We start from the raw sequence: 16201 nt of genomic DNA on the forward strand, positions 1-16201 counted from the left end.
GTGGCACGCCTGCTGGCAATCTGCGGCAAACTCTAAAGGCTGCCACAGTATTCATGAAGTGCCGGGGCCACGGTGCCGCCCTTACGTCACCTTTCGGCCTCGATCGCGAGGATTCGGTGCAGCCGGGTGGCGACCAGCAGGCGCTGCATTCGCGGCGGGACCCCGCGCAGCACGAGCCTCCGGTTGGCGCGGCCCGCTCTGCGGTGGGCGCCCATGATCACGCCGAGACCGGTGGCGTCCCACGAGTCCAGCTCCGTGAGATCGAGCACCAGGTCCCCGCGGCCGGAGTCGACGGCGGTGTGCAGGGCCGAACGGGCGTCCGCCGCGCTCCGGACGTCGAGGCGGCCCCCGACGACCAGCTCGGCGTGGTCGCCCTTGATGTGCATAGTCGCTCCCCGAGGAGTGCCGGCTCGTGGGCCCGGCTCATGGCATGGCCGCCGCGGGACGGCGACGGCACGGATCATCCGTATGTCTTCACACAACTGACGGTCCGTCGTATGGAGAAGTTGCCGTCTGTGAGCGAACCGATACCGAATTCACTCCTGGGGGTGACGTTGTTTAGTACGCGTGCCCAGGATGCGCGTTCCGTACGGTGCCCCGGTGCGGGTGGAAACTCAGTACGAGTAGAAGCCCTTGCCGCTCTTGCGGCCGAGGTCGCCCGCGTCGACCATGCGGCGCATGATCTCCGGCGGCGCGAACTTCTCGTCCTGCGACTCGGTGTAGATGTTGCCCGCGGCGTGCAGCAGGATGTCCACGCCGGTGAGGTCGGCGGTGGCGAGCGGGCCCATCGCGTGGCCGAAGCCGAGTTTGCAGGCGATGTCGATGTCCTCGGCGGAGGCGACGCCCGACTCGTAGAGCTTGACGGCCTCGACGACCAGGGCCGAGATCAGCCGGGTGGTGACGAAGCCCGCCACGTCGCGGTTGACGACGACGCAGGTCTTGCCGATCTCCTCGGCGAAGGCGCGGGCGCGCTCCAGCGTGGCGTCGCTGGTCTTGTAGCCGCGGACAAGCTCGCAGAGCTGCATCAGCGGGACCGGCGAGAAGAAGTGGGTGCCGACGACGCGTTCGGGGTTGCGGGTGACGGCGGCGATCTTGGTGATCGGGATCGCGGAGGTGTTGGAGGCGAGGACCGCGTCGTCGCGCACGATCGTGTCGAGGGCGCGGAAGATCTCCTGCTTGACCTCGATCCGCTCGAAGACGGCCTCCACGACGATGTCCGCGTCCGCGGCGGCGTCGAGGTCGGTGGTCGCGGTGATCCTGGCCAGCGCCGCCTCGGCGTCCGCCGCGTCCAGCTTGCCCTTGGAGACGAACTTCTCGTACGAGGCGCGGATGCCGTCGGTGCCGCGCTTGAGCGCCGCGTCGGTGACGTCCCGCAGGACCACGTCGTACCCCGCCTGGGCCGACACCTGCGCGATACCGGAGCCCATCAGTCCCGCTCCGACGACGGCGAGCTTCTTCGCCACGGCACACACCTCTCCATTGGGGCCGAGCCATTTGCGGCCGACTGGCCGAATTCGCTGATCTCGCCGGACCTTAACGCCCGTTCACCTCCGCGCGCAGCAGGAAGTAAGCGGTGTCACCGTGTGTCCTTCGTCGCACTGGGCGTCAACCGGCCGTCGGACGGGGGCGGGAGACGGCCCGTCGGGCGGGCACGCTCTACGCTCGACCGTATGGTCAACCTCACCCGCATCTACACCCGTACCGGCGACGACGGCACCACGGCGCTCGGCGACATGAGCCGGACCGCGAAGACCGACAGCCGGATCGCCGCCTACGCCGACGCCAACGAGGCCAACGCCGCGCTCGGTGTGGCGCTCGCGCTCGGCGCGCTGCCCGAGGAGGTCGCCACCGTCCTGGTGCGCGTGCAGAACGACCTCTTCGACGTCGGCGCCGACCTCGCCACTCCGGTGGTCCCCGACCCGGAGTACCCGCCGCTGCGGGTCGAGCAGACCTATGTCGACCGGCTGGAGGAGGAGTGCGACCGCTTCCTCGCCGATCTGGAGAAGCTCCGCAGCTTCATCCTCCCCGGCGGCACGCCCGGCGCGGCCCTGCTCCACCAGGCGTGCACCATCGTCCGCCGCGCCGAACGCTCCACCTGGGCCGCTCTGGAGGACCACGCGGACACGATGAACCCGCTCACCGCGACCTACCTGAACCGGCTCTCCGACCTGCTGTTCATCCTCGCCCGCACCGCCAACAAGTCCCGCGGGGACGTCCTGTGGATCCCCGGCGAGAACCGCTGACACCAGGGGCCCGACATGGTCCAGACCTCTTGACCGGTGGTCCAGACCTTTCTAGGCTCCGGCTGACCCATACGGCCGGGGGTCGACACCGCCGCCCGTCGGCCTCCGGTCCTCACCGGGCGCGCCCGGGAATCCGCCCGCGAATCCGCCCGGCCGAAACCCGCGCCGAGCGACGCACCGGCCCCTGAAACGCGCGAAGCCGCGCCTCCCAGAGGCACGGCAAGGAACAGGTGCTACGCCACGTTGACCCGCTGGCCGGGCGGCGCCGCTTCGAGCCAGGCGAGGAAACCCGTCAGGGCGTCGTCGCTCATCGCCAGCTCAAGCCGGGTGCCCTGATGCTCGCAGGAGAGCACCACCGCGTCCGACAGCAGGGCCAGCTCCTCCGAGCCCTGCGGGTCCCGGCGCCCCAGTACCTCGATCGCCGGACGCAGCAGCACCCGCCGCGGGCGGGGCGCGTACGAGAAGACCCGGAACCACTCCACCCGGTCACCGCTGTAGCGCGCGACTCCGTACACCCAGCCCTTGCCGCCACCGCCGGCCGGCTCCGCGTCCTGCTCGGGAGCGGGGCGCAGGCTGCAGTCGAAAGTGCCGCCTGGCCGTTGGATCAGCCGGCGGCGCAGTCCGAAGACGAAGAGTCCGAGCAGCGCGGCGGCGATCACCGCGCCACCCACCTCAAAGGAGAGGATCACGTCCACCGACCTCCTCGCCTAGAAATGGGTTACTGCCCTTGCTGTACCGGAGCCGCGGACCGCCCAGGAAGGCAGTCCGCGGCACCGTGGTCGTTCGGTCACGCCTGGTACGTCTGCTGATGCGGTTGTGGTGGTGCGGTTGCCCGGTCAGCCGGTCGCGCCGACCCGCGGACCGTCCTGCGGACCGGTCAGTGCGCTCCCGCGGCGGCGGCGAGCCGGACCTCGGCGCGGCGCTCGGCCGCGGCGTCGGTCTCCGACTTCGACCGCTCAAGAGCACGCTCGGCGCGCGCCACATCGATCTCGTCCGCCAGCTCCGCGATCTCCGCGAGAATCGAGAGCTTGTCGTCGGAGAAGGAGATGAAGCCACCGTGCACGGCGGCCACGACAGTGCCGCCGTCAGAGGTGCGCACCGTCACCGGGCCGGACTGGAGCACCCCGAGGAGCGGCTCGTGTCCCGGCATGATGCCGATGTCACCCGACGTGGTACGGGCGATGACCATGGTGGCCTCGCCGGACCAGACACTACGGTCCGCGGCGACCAGCTCGACGTGAAGATCGGCCAAGACGGCTCCTCGGGTTGGCACCCACCGTCCTCAGTGGATGCGTAAGACACAGAATAAGGGGTGCGAGAGGGGGCGGGCGCCCCGGGGCTTCGCCACGGGACTCACCGCCCCCCTTTTACGCTGTCGCGCGCGCTCCTACCGACGCGGACGCGCGGCCTGCGCGAGGCTCCCGCGTCAGTTGACGCCGAGCTTCGCCGCGTTGGCCTTGAGGTCGTCCAGGCCACCGCACATGAAGAACGCCTGCTCCGGGAAGTGGTCGTACTCACCGTCGGCGATGGCGTTGAACGCGGAGATCGACTCGTCCAGCGACACGTCGGAGCCGTCGACACCGGTGAACTGCTTCGCCGCGTGGGTGTTCTGCGACAGGAAGCGCTCGATCCGGCGGGCGCGGAAGACGGTGAGCTTGTCCTCTTCGCCCAGCTCGTCGATGCCGAGGATGGAGATGATGTCCTGGAGGTCCTTGTACTTCTGCAGGATTCCCTTGACGCGCATGGCGCAGTCGTAGTGGTCCTGCGCGATGTAGCGCGGGTCCAGGATGCGGGACGTGGAGTCCAGCGGGTCCACCGCGGGGTAGATGCCCTTCTCCGAGATCGGCCGCGAAAGCACGGTCGTCGCGTCGAGGTGGGCGAAGGTGGTCGCCGGGGCCGGGTCGGTCAGGTCGTCCGCGGGGACGTAGATCGCCTGCATCGAGGTGATCGAGTGACCACGCGTCGAGGTGATCCGCTCCTGGAGCTGACCCATCTCGTCGGCCAGGTTCGGCTGGTAACCCACCGCGGACGGCATACGGCCGAGCAGCGTGGAGACCTCGGAACCGGCCTGCGTGAAGCGGAAGATGTTGTCGATGAAGAACAGCACGTCCTGCTTGGCCACGTCACGGAAGTACTCCGCCATGGTCAGACCGGCCAGCGCCACGCGCAGACGGGTGCCCGGGGGCTCGTCCATCTGACCGAAGACCAGCGCGGTCTGCGGCAGCACGCCCGACTCGGCCATTTCCGCGATGAGGTCGTTGCCCTCACGGGTGCGCTCGCCGACACCGGCGAACACCGAGACGCCCTCGTGCAGCTTGGCCACACGCATGATCATTTCCTGGATGAGCACGGTCTTGCCGACACCGGCGCCGCCGAACAGACCGATCTTGCCGCCCTTGACGTACGGGGTCAGCAGGTCGACGACCTTCAGGCCGGTCTCGAACATCTCGGTCTTCGACTCGAGGTCGTCGAACTTCGGCGCCTTGCGGTGGATCGCCCAGCGGTCGGTGACCTCGGACTCGGCCTCCGGCTCGTTCAGGATCTGGCCCAGGGTGTTGAACACCCGGCCCTTGGTGACGTCGCCGACGGGCACCGTGATGCCGTCGCCGGTGTCGGTCACCGGGGCCTGGCGGACCAGGCCGTCGGTGGGCTGCATCGAGATGGCGCGGACCAGGCCGTCGCCGAGGTGCTGCGCCACCTCCAGCGTCAGCGTCTTCGTGCCGGACTCGGCGCCCGTGTCGGCCACGTCGACGTGCAGCGCGTTGTAGATCTCCGGCATCGCGTCGACGGGGAACTCCACGTCGACGACCGGGCCGATGACCCGCGCGACGCGGCCGGTGGCCGTAGCGGTTTCAACAGTGGTGGTCATAGTGGTTAGTCACTCCCCGCGTTCGCGTCGGCCAGCGCACTGGAGCCGCCGACGATCTCGCTGATTTCCTGGGTGATGTCGGCCTGTCGGGCCGCATTGGCAAGCCGCGTGAGCGACTTGATGAGGTCTTCCGCGTTGTCGGTCGCGGACTTCATCGCACGGCGGCGGGCCGCGTGCTCCGAAGCCGCCGCCTGGAGCAGCGCGTTGAAGATGCGGCTCTCGACGTAGCGAGGCAGCAGCGCGTCCAGCACACCCTCGGCGGAAGGCTCGAACTCGTAGAGCGGCAGGATCTCGCCCTTGGCGGCCCGCTCCTCGGCACCGGCGGCGGCCGTCTCGTCCAGCGAGAGCGGCAGCAGCCTGGCGTCGACCGGGGACTGCGTCATCATCGACACGAACTCCGTGAAGACGATGTGCAGTTCGTCCACGCCACCGTCGGCCGTGTCCTTGAGCACCGACTCGATCAGCGGCGCCGCGACCTTCTTGGCGTCGCCGTAGCCGGGGCTGTCGGAGAAGCCGGTCCAGGACTCGGCGACCGTCCGCTCGCGGAAGCTGTAGTACGCCACGGCCTTGCGGCCGATGAGGTACGAGTCGACTTCCTTGCCCTCCGCGCGCAGCCGCTCGATGAGCCGGTCGGCCGCCTTGATCGCGTTGGACGAGTAACCGCCCGCCAGACCGCGGTCGCTCGTGACGAGCAGGACCGCGGCGCGGGTCGGGTTCTCGGCCTCGGTGGTCAGCGGGTGCTTGGTGTTGGAGCCGGTCGCCACCGCCGTGACCGCACGGGTCAGTTCATCGGCGTACGGGGACGAGGCCGCCACCTGGCGCTGCGCCTTGACGATGCGCGAGGCGGCGATCATCTCCATCGCCTTGGTGATCTTCTTCGTGGCGGTGACGGACTTGATCCGGCGCTTGTAAACCCGAATCTGTGCGCCCATGCGATCAGCCCTCGACCAGCAGCGCGCCCGAGGACGTCTCGAACTGCTTCTTGAAGGCGGCGACCGCGTCGGTGAGCACCTCGACGGTCTCGTCCGGCAGCTTGCCGGTCTCGACGATCGCGGTGAGCAGCGACTTGTGCTCGCGGTGCAGGTAGTCGAGCAGCTCGCGCTCGAAGCGGCGGACGTCCTCGACCGGTACGTCGTCCAGCTTGCCGGTGGTGCCGGCCCAGATGGAGACGACCTGGTCCTCGATCGCGTACGGCGCGTACTGGCCCTGCTTGAGCAGCTCGACCATCCGCTGGCCGCGCTCGAGCTGGGCCTTGGACGCCGCGTCCAGGTCGGAACCGAAGGCGGCGAACGCCTCCAGCTCGCGGAACTGGGCCAGGTCCACGCGCAGCCGTCCGGCCACGCCCTTCATGGCCTTGATCTGCGCGGAGCCGCCGACGCGGGAGACCGAGATACCGACGTTCAGCGCGGGGCGCTGACCGGCGTTGAACAGGTCCGACTCCAGGAAGCACTGGCCGTCGGTGATGGAGATGACGTTGGTCGGGATGAACGCCGACACGTCGTTCGCCTTGGTCTCGACGATCGGCAGACCGGTCATCGAACCGGCGCCCAGGTCGTCGGAGAGCTTGGCGCAGCGCTCCAGCAGGCGGGAGTGCAGGTAGAAGACGTCGCCCGGGTAGGCCTCGCGGCCCGGCGGACGGCGCAGCAGCAGGGAGACCGCGCGGTAGGCGTCGGCCTGCTTGCTCAGGTCGTCGAAGACGATCAGTACGTGCTTGCCCTGGTACATCCAGTGCTGGCCGATGGCAGAACCGGTGTACGGGGCGAGGTACTTGAAGCCGGCCGGGTCGGACGCCGGGGCGGCGACGATCGTCGTGTACTCCAGGGCGCCGGCCTCCTCCAGCGAGGCGCGCACGCCCGCGATGGTGGAGCCCTTCTGGCCGATGGCGACGTAGATGCAGCGGACCTGCTTCTTCGGGTCGCCGGAACGCCAGTTGTCGCGCTGGTTGATGATCGTGTCGATCGCCAGGGCGGTCTTGCCGGTCTGCCGGTCGCCGATGATGAGCTGGCGCTGGCCGCGGCCGATCGGGGTCATCGCGTCCACGGCCTTGAGGCCGGTCTGCATCGGCTCGTGCACCGACTTGCGCTGCATGACCGTGGGGGCCTGCAGTTCAAGGGCGCGGCGGCCGTCGGTCTCGATCTCGCCGAGGCCGTCGATCGGGGTGCCGAGCGGGTCCACGACCCGGCCCAGGTAGCCCTCGCCGACCGCGACGGAGAGCACCTCGCCGGTGCGCTGCACCGGCTGGCCCTCCTCGATTCCGTTGAACTCGCCGAGGACGATCGCGCCGATCTCGCGCTCTTCCAGGTTGAGGGCGAGACCGAGGGTGCCGTCCTCGAACTTCAGCAGCTCGTTCGCCATGGCCGAGGGCAGACCCTCGACCTTCGCGATGCCGTCTCCGGCAACGCTGACCGTGCCGACCTCCTCGCGCGAGGCGGCGTCCGGCTTGTACGACTGGACAAAGGTCTCCAGCGCGTCCCGGATCTCCTCCGGCCGGATCGTGAGCTCCGCCATCTGGGTTCCCTGCTCTCCTTGTTGGGCCCGAAAGTCTTCTTGGGGGTTTCTGGGGTCAACCCCCAGAAAGGCTCTGTTAGGCTCCGTCGGCCCAACTCGGGCCGCTCGTACTGCGTCGTCGTGCTTCGTACTGCGTTCTGCGTGGCTGGTGCCGCGCGGTCCTGGTGGAGCGACCGGCTGTCAGCCCGCCATCCGCCGGGCCGCCTCGTCGAGACGGTCGGAGATGGCTCCGTTGATGACCTCGTCACCGACCTGCACCCGGACTCCGCCGAGGACCGTGGGGTCCACGTCCAGGTTCAGATGGACCTGGCGGCCGTAGATCCGGGCCAGCGCGGCGCCGAGGCGCTGCTTCTGCTGGTCACTGAGCGGAGTCGCCGACACCACTTCCGCGACCATCCGGTCACGGCGGGCCGCGGCCAGCTTGGACAGGGATTCGATCCCCGACTCCAGGCTACGTCCCCGCGGCGTGGTGACCAGCCGGACGACCAGCCGTTCGGTGACCGGATTGGCCCGCCCGCCGAGCAGCGTGTGCAGCAGTGCGGCCTTGGCCGGAGCGCCGACGACGCGGTCGGTGAGAGCGGAGCGCAGTTCGGTGCTGCCGGAGACGATCCGGCCGAAGCGGAACAGCTCGTCCTCGACGTCGTCGAGGTGACCGGCCCGCTGGGCGGTGGCGAGGTCGGCGCTCGACGCCAGCTCCTCGACCGAGTCGACCAGGTCGCGCGAGCGCGACCAGCGGGACCTGACCATGCCGGTGAGCAGGTCGAGGCTTTCGCCGCCGATCTGGCCGCCGAGGAGCTGCCGCGCCAGCGACGCCTTGGCCTCGCCGGACTTCGCCGGGTCGGTCAGGGCGCGACGGAGCGTGCCCTCGCGGTCCAGCAGCCCGGTGACGGCGGCCAGGTCCTCGGCGAGCTTGGCCACGTCGACGGACTGGACGTCCGTCAGCGCGTCGAGCCGTTCGCGGGCCGCGCCCAGCGCGTCGCGGCTCGCGCCGTTCATCGCGCCGCCTCGGCCGTCGCGGAACCGGCGGCGGGAGCCGCGTTGTCCAGGCCGTCGAGGAAGCGGTCGATGGTGCGGCTCTGCCGGGCGGAGTCCTCCAGGGACTCACCGACGAGCTTGCCCGCCAGTTCGGTGGCGAGCTTGCCGACGTCCTGGCGCAGCGCGGCGGCGGCGGCCTTGCGGTCGGCCTCGATCTGCGCGTGACCCGCGGCCACGATCTCCTCGCGCTGGCGCTGGCCTTCGGCCCGCATCTCCGCGATCAGCGCGGCGCCCTGCTCCTGCGCCTCCTGGCGCAGTCGCGCGGCCTCGTGCCGGGCCTCGGAGAGCTGCTCGCGGTACTGCTCCAGCGTCTGCTGGGCCTCGGCCTGGGTGGCCTCGGCCTTCTCCATGCCACCTTCGATGGCCTCACGGCGCTCATCCAGAACCTTGTTGATGTTCGGGAGGAGCTTCTTGGCGAGGAAGAAGAAGACGATGGCGAAGGCGATCAGGCCGATGATGAGCTCGGGGATCGGCGGGATGAGCGGGTTCTCCGCTGTCGCCAGCGGTACCTGGGCGATCACATCAGTGCCTTCCGTCTAGGTTTCTGTTCGTCGGCCGGGATCAGGTGGCCGGGTAGACGAACGGCATGACCAGACCGATGAGGGCGAGCGCCTCACAGAAGGCGAAGCCGAGGATCTGGTTGGCGCGGATCAGACCGGCCGCCTCGGGCTGGCGGGCGAGGGCCTGGGTGCCGTTACCGAAGATGATGCCGATGCCGACGCCGGGGCCGATGGCCGCGAGGCCGTAACCGATCGAGCCGAGGTTGCCCTTGATCTGGGTGGCGGCGAGCGTCGCGTGCGCGAGAGCGGACATGCCGGTTCTTCCTTATCTTTCTCGGACCGGTGGGGGTTGGCCACCGGACATCTATCGGGTCGTGGGGGCGGTGCTCAGTGGTGCTCGGCGAGCGCGCCCTGGACGTAGCTACAGGCCAGGAGCACGAACACGTACGCCTGAACGGCCTGGATGAACAGCTCGAAGGCGGTCATCACGATGGTCATCACGAACGAGACGCCCGCGTAGGCGATGCCGATGCCGTTGAGCATGTACCAGCTCGCGATGGTGAACAGCAGCAGCAGCGTGTGACCGGCGAACATGTTGGCGAAGAGCCGGACCGCGTGGGTGAAGGGCCGCACCAGGACGTTCGAGAAGAACTCGATGGTCATGGAGAGCGGCAGCACGGCGCCGAGTGTCTTGTCGTAGCCGGTGATGTTCTTCAGGCCGCCGACGAAGCCGTGCTTCTTGAACGTCAGGTACATCCACGTGACGTAGACGATCGCGGCCAGCCCGACGGGGAAGGCGATGATCGACGTCACGGGGAACTGGGCGACCGGGATGACCGACCAGATGTTCATGATCCAGACGAAGAAGAACAGCGAGACCATCAGCGGGACGTACTTCTCGCCGACCTTCTTGCCGAGCGTCTCGTAGACGATGCCGCGGCGGACGAAGTCGTAGCCCGCCTCGCCCACCATCTGGACCTTGCCCGGGACCACCTTGGGCTTGTTGAACGCGGCCCAGAAGAATCCGACGACCACGATCGTGCTCAACAGCGCCAGCAGCATCGGCTTGTTGAAGTGGAAGCTGCCGATCGAGAAGATCGGCTCGAAGACGAACGAGTGCAGTCCGGGGGCCGGGAAGCCGCACCCGTCGAAGAGGTGGCAGTTCGTCTCGAAGGCGAGAACCTGGTCAGCACTCACCGCGAGCTCCTTCAGCGTGGCGCATGGGTACGGCAACCTCGATGTGTCGGCGGGCCTGACGGCCACGGAACGGCACTGGACTGGTGGGTCGGATGTGTACGCGGCGAGTCGGCGCTGAACCGAGCGGCAGGGCAGGCTTGAGCGCCGCTCGCGGCAGCTCCGCCGCAGTTGAGTCCGGACGATAGCAAACGAGCGGCAGGGTCTTTACACCGGCCCTACCGAACCCGCGGCTCACGACGGTGTTCCCGCCGACTCGGGCTCGACGTAAAGGATCTTGGTCTTCATGTGCGCGCGTGCCTGCGCGGCGATCCAGACGAGCGCCGCGGCCAGCAGCGAGAAGGCGAACGCGCGGGTGTTGAAGAGCGAGGTGTGCTTGAACACCGCGAGCACGATCGCCAGCAGCAGGATCTGCACGGTGTAGAGCACGAGGCCCATCATCTGGAACAGCGACGGGTACGCCTTGGCGGTGCGCTGGAGCACCACCATCCCGATCGCCATGAAGGCGATCACGACCAACGTGCCGGCGGCGGCGCCGATCGCTCCCTTGCCACCGGCCACCGCTCCGCTCACAGCGGTGGCGATGACACCGGCCGCGGCAGTGGGGACGGTGCAGTTGAGGAGAGTTCGGACGTCGTTGGACTGCATGGTGGCAGCTCCTCCGGCGGGAGTTGGGGAAAGCGGGTGTCGTCGGAGACGAGCGTAATCCGGGTTTGGGGACGTGCCTCACGCCGGAAGACCATCTCACTACGGTCTTTCGGCTTGTTTCCCGGGTTTCGTGAACGGTATCACAAAGTATTTAGCCAGGGCTTTACCATGGAGATGTGCTCACTGTCACACGGGAGAGGTATCGACACGCCGTTCAACTGACGTCCTATTTGCCCACTTCGGGGAAATTGCCGGATATGCCGGACTTAAAGGACTTTATCGATGACGGTCAACTACCGGCCGCCGACGCCGCTCAGAGCCTGCCCGACACCTACCGGCGGCTCTCGACGGGACGCCGGTCCGGCAGCCGCGAACGGTCGCCGATCGCGGTCGATCCGTGCAGCGGCGGACGGTCCTCGGAGCGCATCTCCCGCTCGGCCGCGGCAGCGGCGGCGGCCAGCCGGCGGCGTCGGCGCCGGTAGCGCGGCGGTACGAACGCCTCGGCCCAGCGCGGCGCGCGCGGCCGGAACCGCGGCAGCAACAGGACCAGCAGACCCAGCGCGCTCAGGCCGACGATCACCATGACGATGCCGAGGCTGGAGGAGTTCACCGAGAACGCCACCGCGGAGAAGGCGAACAGCGCCGACCAGAAGTACATGATCAGCACGGCCCGGCTGTGCGAGTGCCCGATCTCCAGCAGCCGGTGGTGCAGGTGGCCGCGGTCGGCGGCGAACGGCGACTGCCCCTTCCACGTCCTGCGGACCACGGCCAGCACCAGGTCGGCGGCCGGGATCGCGATCATCGTCAGCGGCAGCAGCAGCGGCATGTAGACCGGCACCATGAAGTGCACGGTGCTGCGGCTGGAGCCGGTGAAGTCGGTGATGGCGTCCGGGTCGACCTGCCCGGTGATGGAGATCGCGGACGAGGCGAGCACCAGGCCGATCAGCATCGACCCCGAGTCGCCCATGAAGATCCGCGCCGGGTGGATGTTGTGCGGCAGGAAGCCCACGCACATGCCGATCAGGATCGCGCTGAACAGCGTGGCGGGCGCGGCGGCCTCGACCCCGTAGCCGTACCACATGCGGTACGCGTACATGAAGAACGCGATGGCGGCGATGCAGACGACGCCCGCGGCCAGACCGTCGAGGCCGTCCACGAAGTTGACCGCGTTGATGGTGATGACGACCAGCGCGACCGTCAGCAGCGTCGACTGGATCGGGGTGAGCGCGACCGGGCCGACACCGGGCACCGGCAGCCACAGAATGGTCAGGCCCTGGAAGACCATCAGACCCGCGGCGATCATCTGCACGCCGAGCTTGACCAGCGCGTCGACGCCCCACTTGTCGTCCAGCACACCGAGCAGCCAGATCAGCCCGGCGCCGGACAGCAGCGCGCGCGGCTCGTTGGACTGCGAGAACACGTCCCCGATGTTGCTCAGGTGCGCGGCGACCAGCAGACCGGCGCACAGCCCGCCGAACATCGCGATGCCGCCCAGCCGGGGCGTGGGCTCGCGGTGCACGTCACGCGCGCGGATCGGCGGCATGGCGCCCGCCGCGATGGCGAACTTCCGTACCGGGCCGGTCAGCAGATACGTGACGGCGGCGGCGACGCACAGGGTCAGCAGATACTCGCGCACGAGCAGCCTCCGACGACTTCGGGGGCGTAGCAGCGCTGCGCACACGTCCGGGGGATCCTCACAGCGTCACACCCTAGTGGTGGCCGGGCCGAGACGGCGAACATCAATCAAGACTCACAGGGAGGGCCCACGGTTGCACACCGGCTGTACGGGGAATGTGAAGGGGTTGTCCCGGGCGTGCCGTCGCGGGCTCAGACGGCCGCGGGGATGCCCGTCAGGGCGGTGACGACGGGGTCGAGCGCGGTGTGGATCTCGTCGCCGATGCTGCGGAAGTACGAGATGGGAGCGCCGTACGGGTCGTGGACCTCGTCGGCGTCGGGGCTGGGCGCGAGCAGCCAGCCGCGCAGCGCGGCGGCGGCGCCGACCAGGGCGCGGGCGCGGTCGGTGACACTGCCCTCGGGCAGCGTGGTGGGGTCTATGGCCCGCACCAGGCGGGTGAACTCCTTGAGCGTGAAGGTACGCAGACCCGCCGCGTGTCCCATCGAGATCACCTGGGAGCGGTGGTCGCGGGTCGCGGTCAGGACGAGGTCGGCGTCGATCACATGGTCGTCGAGCAGCTCCCGGCCGGTGAAACCGGTCGGGTCGGCGCCGTACTCGGCGAGTACGGCGGCGGCGTGCGCCTCCATCGGCGCGCCTTCGTGGCCCCAGGTGCCCGCGGACTCCACGACGATGCCGGTGGCGCCGTCGCCGAGGCGGCGCGCCAGCCCATGCCGCGTCAGCCGCTCGGCCATCGGCGAGCGGCAGACGTTGCCGGTGCAGACGTGGAGGATGCGGAAGGCGTCACCGCCCTGTCCGGGGAGGGTCCCCGCGCGGGCGGCGAGGCCCGGTATGCCACGCCCGTCGGGCGCAGTCAACTGCGCTCCTCCAGGTCGGGGACCACCTTGCGCAGCTCCTCCGCACTGATCGCCCCGGCCCGCAGCAGTACCGGGACCTTCCCCGTCACGTCCACGATCGAGGAGGCGACGGCGGACGGGGTGGGGCCGCCGTCGAGGTAGACCGCCACGGAGTCGCCGAGCATGCCCTGGGCGGCGTCGCAGTCCTGCGGCGAGGGGTGTCCCGTGAGGTTGGCGCTGGAGACGGCCATCGGCCCGGTGGCGGTCAGCAGCTCGATCGCGACCGGGTGCAGCGGCATCCGGACGGCGACGGTGCCGCGGGCGTCGCCGAGGTCCCAGTTGAGCGACGGCTGGTGCTTGGTGACCAGGGTGAGCGCGCCAGGCCAGAAGGCGTCGACGAGCTCCCACGCCTGCTCGGAGAAGTCGGTGACGATGCCGTGCAGGGTGTTCGGGGAGCCGACCAGGACGGGCGAGGGCATGTTGCGCCCGCGGCCCTTGGCCTCCAGCAGGTCGCCGACCGCCTCGGCGTCGAAGGCGTCCGCGCCGATGCCGTACACGGTGTCGGTGGGCAGGACGACGAGTTCACCGCGCTTGACGGCCGAGGTGGCCTCGCGCAGGCCGGTGGCCCGGTCGGTCGCATCCGAGCAGTCGTATCGCCGTGCCATTAGCTGACCTCCAGAAGATGCTGTGTCCCCGTCATGGTGTCGCCTTACGGGCCGTGGTGAAACGGGGGCGGTTGTTGAGATCGGGGTGGTCGGCCGCGTCCGCCCAGCCCGCGTCCTCCTTGAAGATCCACGGCACTTGGCCGCCCTGGGAGTCGGCGTGCTCGATGACGACGACGCCGCCGGGCCGCAGCAGCCGGTGCGCGGTGCGCTCGATGCCGCGGATGGTGTCCAGGCCGTCCTCGCCGGAGAACAGGGCGAGTTCGGGGTCGTGGTCGCGGGCCTCGGGCGCCACGTACTCCCACTCGGTGAGCGGGATGTAGGGCGGGTTGGAGATCACCAGGTCGACGTGGCCGTTGAGTTCGGGGAACGCGGTCAGCGCGTTGCCCTGCCGCAGGTCGACCTTGCTGCCCTCGACGTTCTTGCGGGCCCACTCCAGGGCGTCCTCGGACAGCTCCACGGCGTGCACCCGCGAGCGCGGCACCTCCTGGGCCAGCGCCAGCGCGATGGCGCCGGAGCCGGTGCACAGGTCCACGATCAGCGGTTCCGCGACGTCCATGGCGCGTACGGCGTCTATCGCCCAGCCGACCACCGACTCGGTCTCCGGGCGGGGCACGAACACCCCTGGCCCCACCTGGAGTTCGAGGTAGCGGAAGAAGGCCCGGCCGGTGATGTGCTGGAGCGGTTCGCGTGCCTCGCGGCGCGCCACGGCCTCCCAGTACCGGGCGTCGAACTCGGTGTCGGCGACGCCGTGCAGTTCGCCGCGCTTGACCCCGTGGACGTACGCGGCGAGTTCCTCGGCGTCGAAGCGTGGCGACGGCACGCCCGCGTCGGCCAGTCGCTGGGCGGCCTGCGCCACCTCGGCGAGCAGCAGGTTCACTCTGCCTTCCCCCCTTAGCTGCCGTCGCCAGCGGCGGCCAGTTTGGCCGCCGAATCGGCGTCCACGCAGGCCTGGATCATCGCGTCCAGGTCCCCGTCGAGCACCTGGTCCAAGTTGTACGCCTTGAAGCCGACCCGGTGGTCCGAGATGCGGTTCTCGGGGAAGTTGTACGTACGGATGCGCTCGGAGCGGTCGACGGTACGGACCTGGCTGCGGCGGGCGTCGGAGGCTTCCTTCTCCGCCTCCTCCTGCGCGGCGGCCAGCAGCCGGGAGCGCAGGATGCGCATCGCCGACTCCTTGTTCTGGAGCTGGCTCTTCTCGTTCTGGCAGGAGACGACCAGGCCGCTGGGGAGGTGTGTGATGCGGACCGCGGAGTCGGTGGTGTTGACGGACTGGCCGCCGGGGCCCGACGAGCGGTAGACGTCGATCCGCAGGTCGTTGGGGCCGATCTCGACCTCGACCTCCTCGGCCTCCGGGGTGACCAGCACACCGGCCGCGGAGGTGTGGATACGGCCCTGCGACTCGGTGGCGGGCACCCGCTGGACGCGGTGCACGCCGCCCTCGTACTTCATACGGGCCCAGACGCCCTGGCCGGGCTCGTGGTTGCTCTTGGCCTTGACCACGACCTGGACGTCCTTGTAGCCGCCGAGGTCGGACTCGTTGGCGTCGAGGATCTCGGTCTTCCAGCCGACGCGCTCGGCGTAGCGCAGGTACATCCGCAGCAGGTCGCCGGCGAACAGCGCGGACTCCTCGCCGCCCTCCCCCGCCTTGACCTCCAGGATGACGTCCTTGTCGTCGCTGGGGTCGCGGGGCACCAGCAGCAGCCGCAGCCGCTCGGTCACCTCGTCGCGCTGCTTCTCCAGGTCCTTCACCTCGGCGGCGAAGTCCGGGTCGTCGGCGCCGAGTTCGCGGGCGGTACCGATGTCGTCGCCGAGCTGCCGCCAGGAGCGGTACGTGCTGATGATGGGGGTCAGCTCGGCGTAACGCTTGTTCAGCTTGCGGGCGTTGGCCTGGTCCGCGTGGACCGCGGGGTCGGCAAGCTGCTTTTCGAGGTCGGCGTGCTCGCCGATCAGTTCCTCGACCGCCTCGAACATCTTCGGTTCCCTAGCTGGATGAAGTGGCTGCCTGGCCTGGCTGGCCCGGGACGACAAAGCGCCGGTCCGGTCACCCATGACTGGGCGACCGGGAACCGG

General features: G+C 69.4%; 18 protein-coding genes. 1 reads left to right on the top strand and 17 read right to left on the bottom strand.

What is annotated here, in order from left to right:
- Positions 1–86 precede the first annotated feature (86 nt).
- Together ACFY9V_RS15000 and ACFY9V_RS15005 are read right to left on the bottom strand one after the other, a co-directional pair.
- The gene (locus tag ACFY9V_RS15000) at positions 87–386 is read right to left on the bottom strand and encodes an STAS domain-containing protein (RefSeq protein ID WP_188281939.1); all 300 of its coding nucleotides are present in this window, start codon (positions 384–386) and stop codon (positions 87–89) included.
- Between the two features lie 228 nt (positions 387–614).
- Positions 615–1463 carry a 3-hydroxyacyl-CoA dehydrogenase family protein gene (locus ACFY9V_RS15005; RefSeq protein ID WP_355344167.1) on the bottom strand — a complete coding sequence of 283 codons (849 nt, stop codon included), beginning with the start codon at positions 1461–1463 and terminating at the stop codon, positions 615–617.
- Between the two features lie 207 nt (positions 1464–1670).
- Between ACFY9V_RS15005 and ACFY9V_RS15010 the strand changes: the two genes are divergently transcribed.
- Positions 1671–2243, top strand: a complete 573-nt coding sequence (locus ACFY9V_RS15010) for a cob(I)yrinic acid a,c-diamide adenosyltransferase (RefSeq protein ID WP_355344170.1) — start codon at positions 1671–1673, stop codon at positions 2241–2243.
- A gap of 233 nt (positions 2244–2476) precedes the next feature.
- On the opposite strand, the gene ACFY9V_RS15015 is transcribed toward ACFY9V_RS15010, so the two are convergent.
- The 15 genes from ACFY9V_RS15015 to prfA all read right to left on the bottom strand — a co-directional run bounded on the left by ACFY9V_RS15015 (position 2477) and on the right by prfA (position 16102).
- Positions 2477–2932 (bottom strand): DUF2550 family protein, encoded by a 456-nt coding sequence (locus ACFY9V_RS15015; RefSeq protein ID WP_391044592.1) that lies wholly within the window; start codon positions 2930–2932, stop codon positions 2477–2479.
- Between the two features lie 188 nt (positions 2933–3120).
- Entirely contained in the window at positions 3121–3495 is a 375-nt protein-coding gene (locus ACFY9V_RS15020; RefSeq protein ID WP_355344176.1) for a F0F1 ATP synthase subunit epsilon, read from the bottom strand.
- A gap of 174 nt (positions 3496–3669) precedes the next feature.
- Complete coding sequence (atpD, locus tag ACFY9V_RS15025; RefSeq protein WP_355344179.1) at positions 3670–5112, bottom strand: F0F1 ATP synthase subunit beta; 1443 nt, start codon at positions 5110–5112, stop codon at positions 3670–3672.
- A gap of 5 nt (positions 5113–5117) precedes the next feature.
- Positions 5118–6044 carry a F0F1 ATP synthase subunit gamma gene (locus tag ACFY9V_RS15030; protein WP_355344182.1) on the bottom strand — a complete coding sequence of 309 codons (927 nt, stop codon included), beginning with the start codon at positions 6042–6044 and terminating at the stop codon, positions 5118–5120.
- Positions 6045–6048: 4 nt separating this feature from the next.
- Positions 6049–7620 carry a F0F1 ATP synthase subunit alpha gene (atpA, locus tag ACFY9V_RS15035; protein ID WP_355344185.1) on the bottom strand — a complete coding sequence of 524 codons (1572 nt, stop codon included), beginning with the start codon at positions 7618–7620 and terminating at the stop codon, positions 6049–6051.
- Positions 7621–7800: 180 nt separating this feature from the next.
- Entirely contained in the window at positions 7801–8616 is an 816-nt protein-coding gene (locus tag ACFY9V_RS15040) for a F0F1 ATP synthase subunit delta (RefSeq protein ID WP_355344188.1), read from the bottom strand.
- Positions 8613–9176: a F0F1 ATP synthase subunit B gene (locus ACFY9V_RS15045; protein ID WP_188281951.1), complete on the bottom strand. Its 564-nt coding sequence runs from the start codon at positions 9174–9176 to the stop codon at positions 8613–8615. Before ACFY9V_RS15045 ends, ACFY9V_RS15040 begins: the two co-directional genes overlap by 4 nt.
- A 40-nt stretch (positions 9177–9216) precedes the next feature.
- Entirely contained in the window at positions 9217–9468 is a 252-nt protein-coding gene (gene atpE, locus ACFY9V_RS15050; RefSeq protein WP_188281952.1) for an ATP synthase F0 subunit C, read from the bottom strand.
- Between the two features lie 74 nt (positions 9469–9542).
- A complete protein-coding gene (gene atpB / locus ACFY9V_RS15055; protein ID WP_391044822.1) occupies positions 9543–10367 on the bottom strand; it encodes a F0F1 ATP synthase subunit A in 825 nt (274 codons plus the stop codon).
- 216 nt (positions 10368–10583) lie between these two features.
- Positions 10584–10997, bottom strand: coding sequence for a hypothetical protein (locus ACFY9V_RS15060; protein WP_188281953.1), 414 nt, complete (start codon positions 10995–10997; stop codon positions 10584–10586).
- A 331-nt stretch (positions 10998–11328) separates the two neighbouring features.
- Entirely contained in the window at positions 11329–12633 is a 1305-nt protein-coding gene (locus ACFY9V_RS15065) for an MraY family glycosyltransferase (protein WP_391161540.1), read from the bottom strand.
- 191 nt (positions 12634–12824) lie between these two features.
- Complete coding sequence (locus tag ACFY9V_RS15070; RefSeq protein ID WP_188281955.1) at positions 12825–13487, bottom strand: protein-tyrosine-phosphatase; 663 nt, start codon at positions 13485–13487, stop codon at positions 12825–12827.
- Positions 13484–14131 carry an L-threonylcarbamoyladenylate synthase gene (locus ACFY9V_RS15075; protein WP_188281956.1) on the bottom strand — a complete coding sequence of 216 codons (648 nt, stop codon included), beginning with the start codon at positions 14129–14131 and terminating at the stop codon, positions 13484–13486. Before ACFY9V_RS15075 ends, ACFY9V_RS15070 begins: the two co-directional genes overlap by 4 nt.
- A 31-nt stretch (positions 14132–14162) precedes the next feature.
- The gene (prmC, locus tag ACFY9V_RS15080) at positions 14163–15008 is read right to left on the bottom strand and encodes a peptide chain release factor N(5)-glutamine methyltransferase (protein WP_188281957.1); all 846 of its coding nucleotides are present in this window, start codon (positions 15006–15008) and stop codon (positions 14163–14165) included.
- 14 nt (positions 15009–15022) lie between these two features.
- Entirely contained in the window at positions 15023–16102 is a 1080-nt protein-coding gene (gene prfA / locus ACFY9V_RS15085) for a peptide chain release factor 1 (RefSeq protein ID WP_355344200.1), read from the bottom strand.
- Positions 16103–16201 lie beyond the last annotated feature (99 nt).

It is taken from the genome of Streptomyces sp. NPDC008317 (genome assembly GCF_042955955.1).
GTDB lineage: Bacteria > Actinomycetota > Actinomycetes > Streptomycetales > Streptomycetaceae > Actinacidiphila.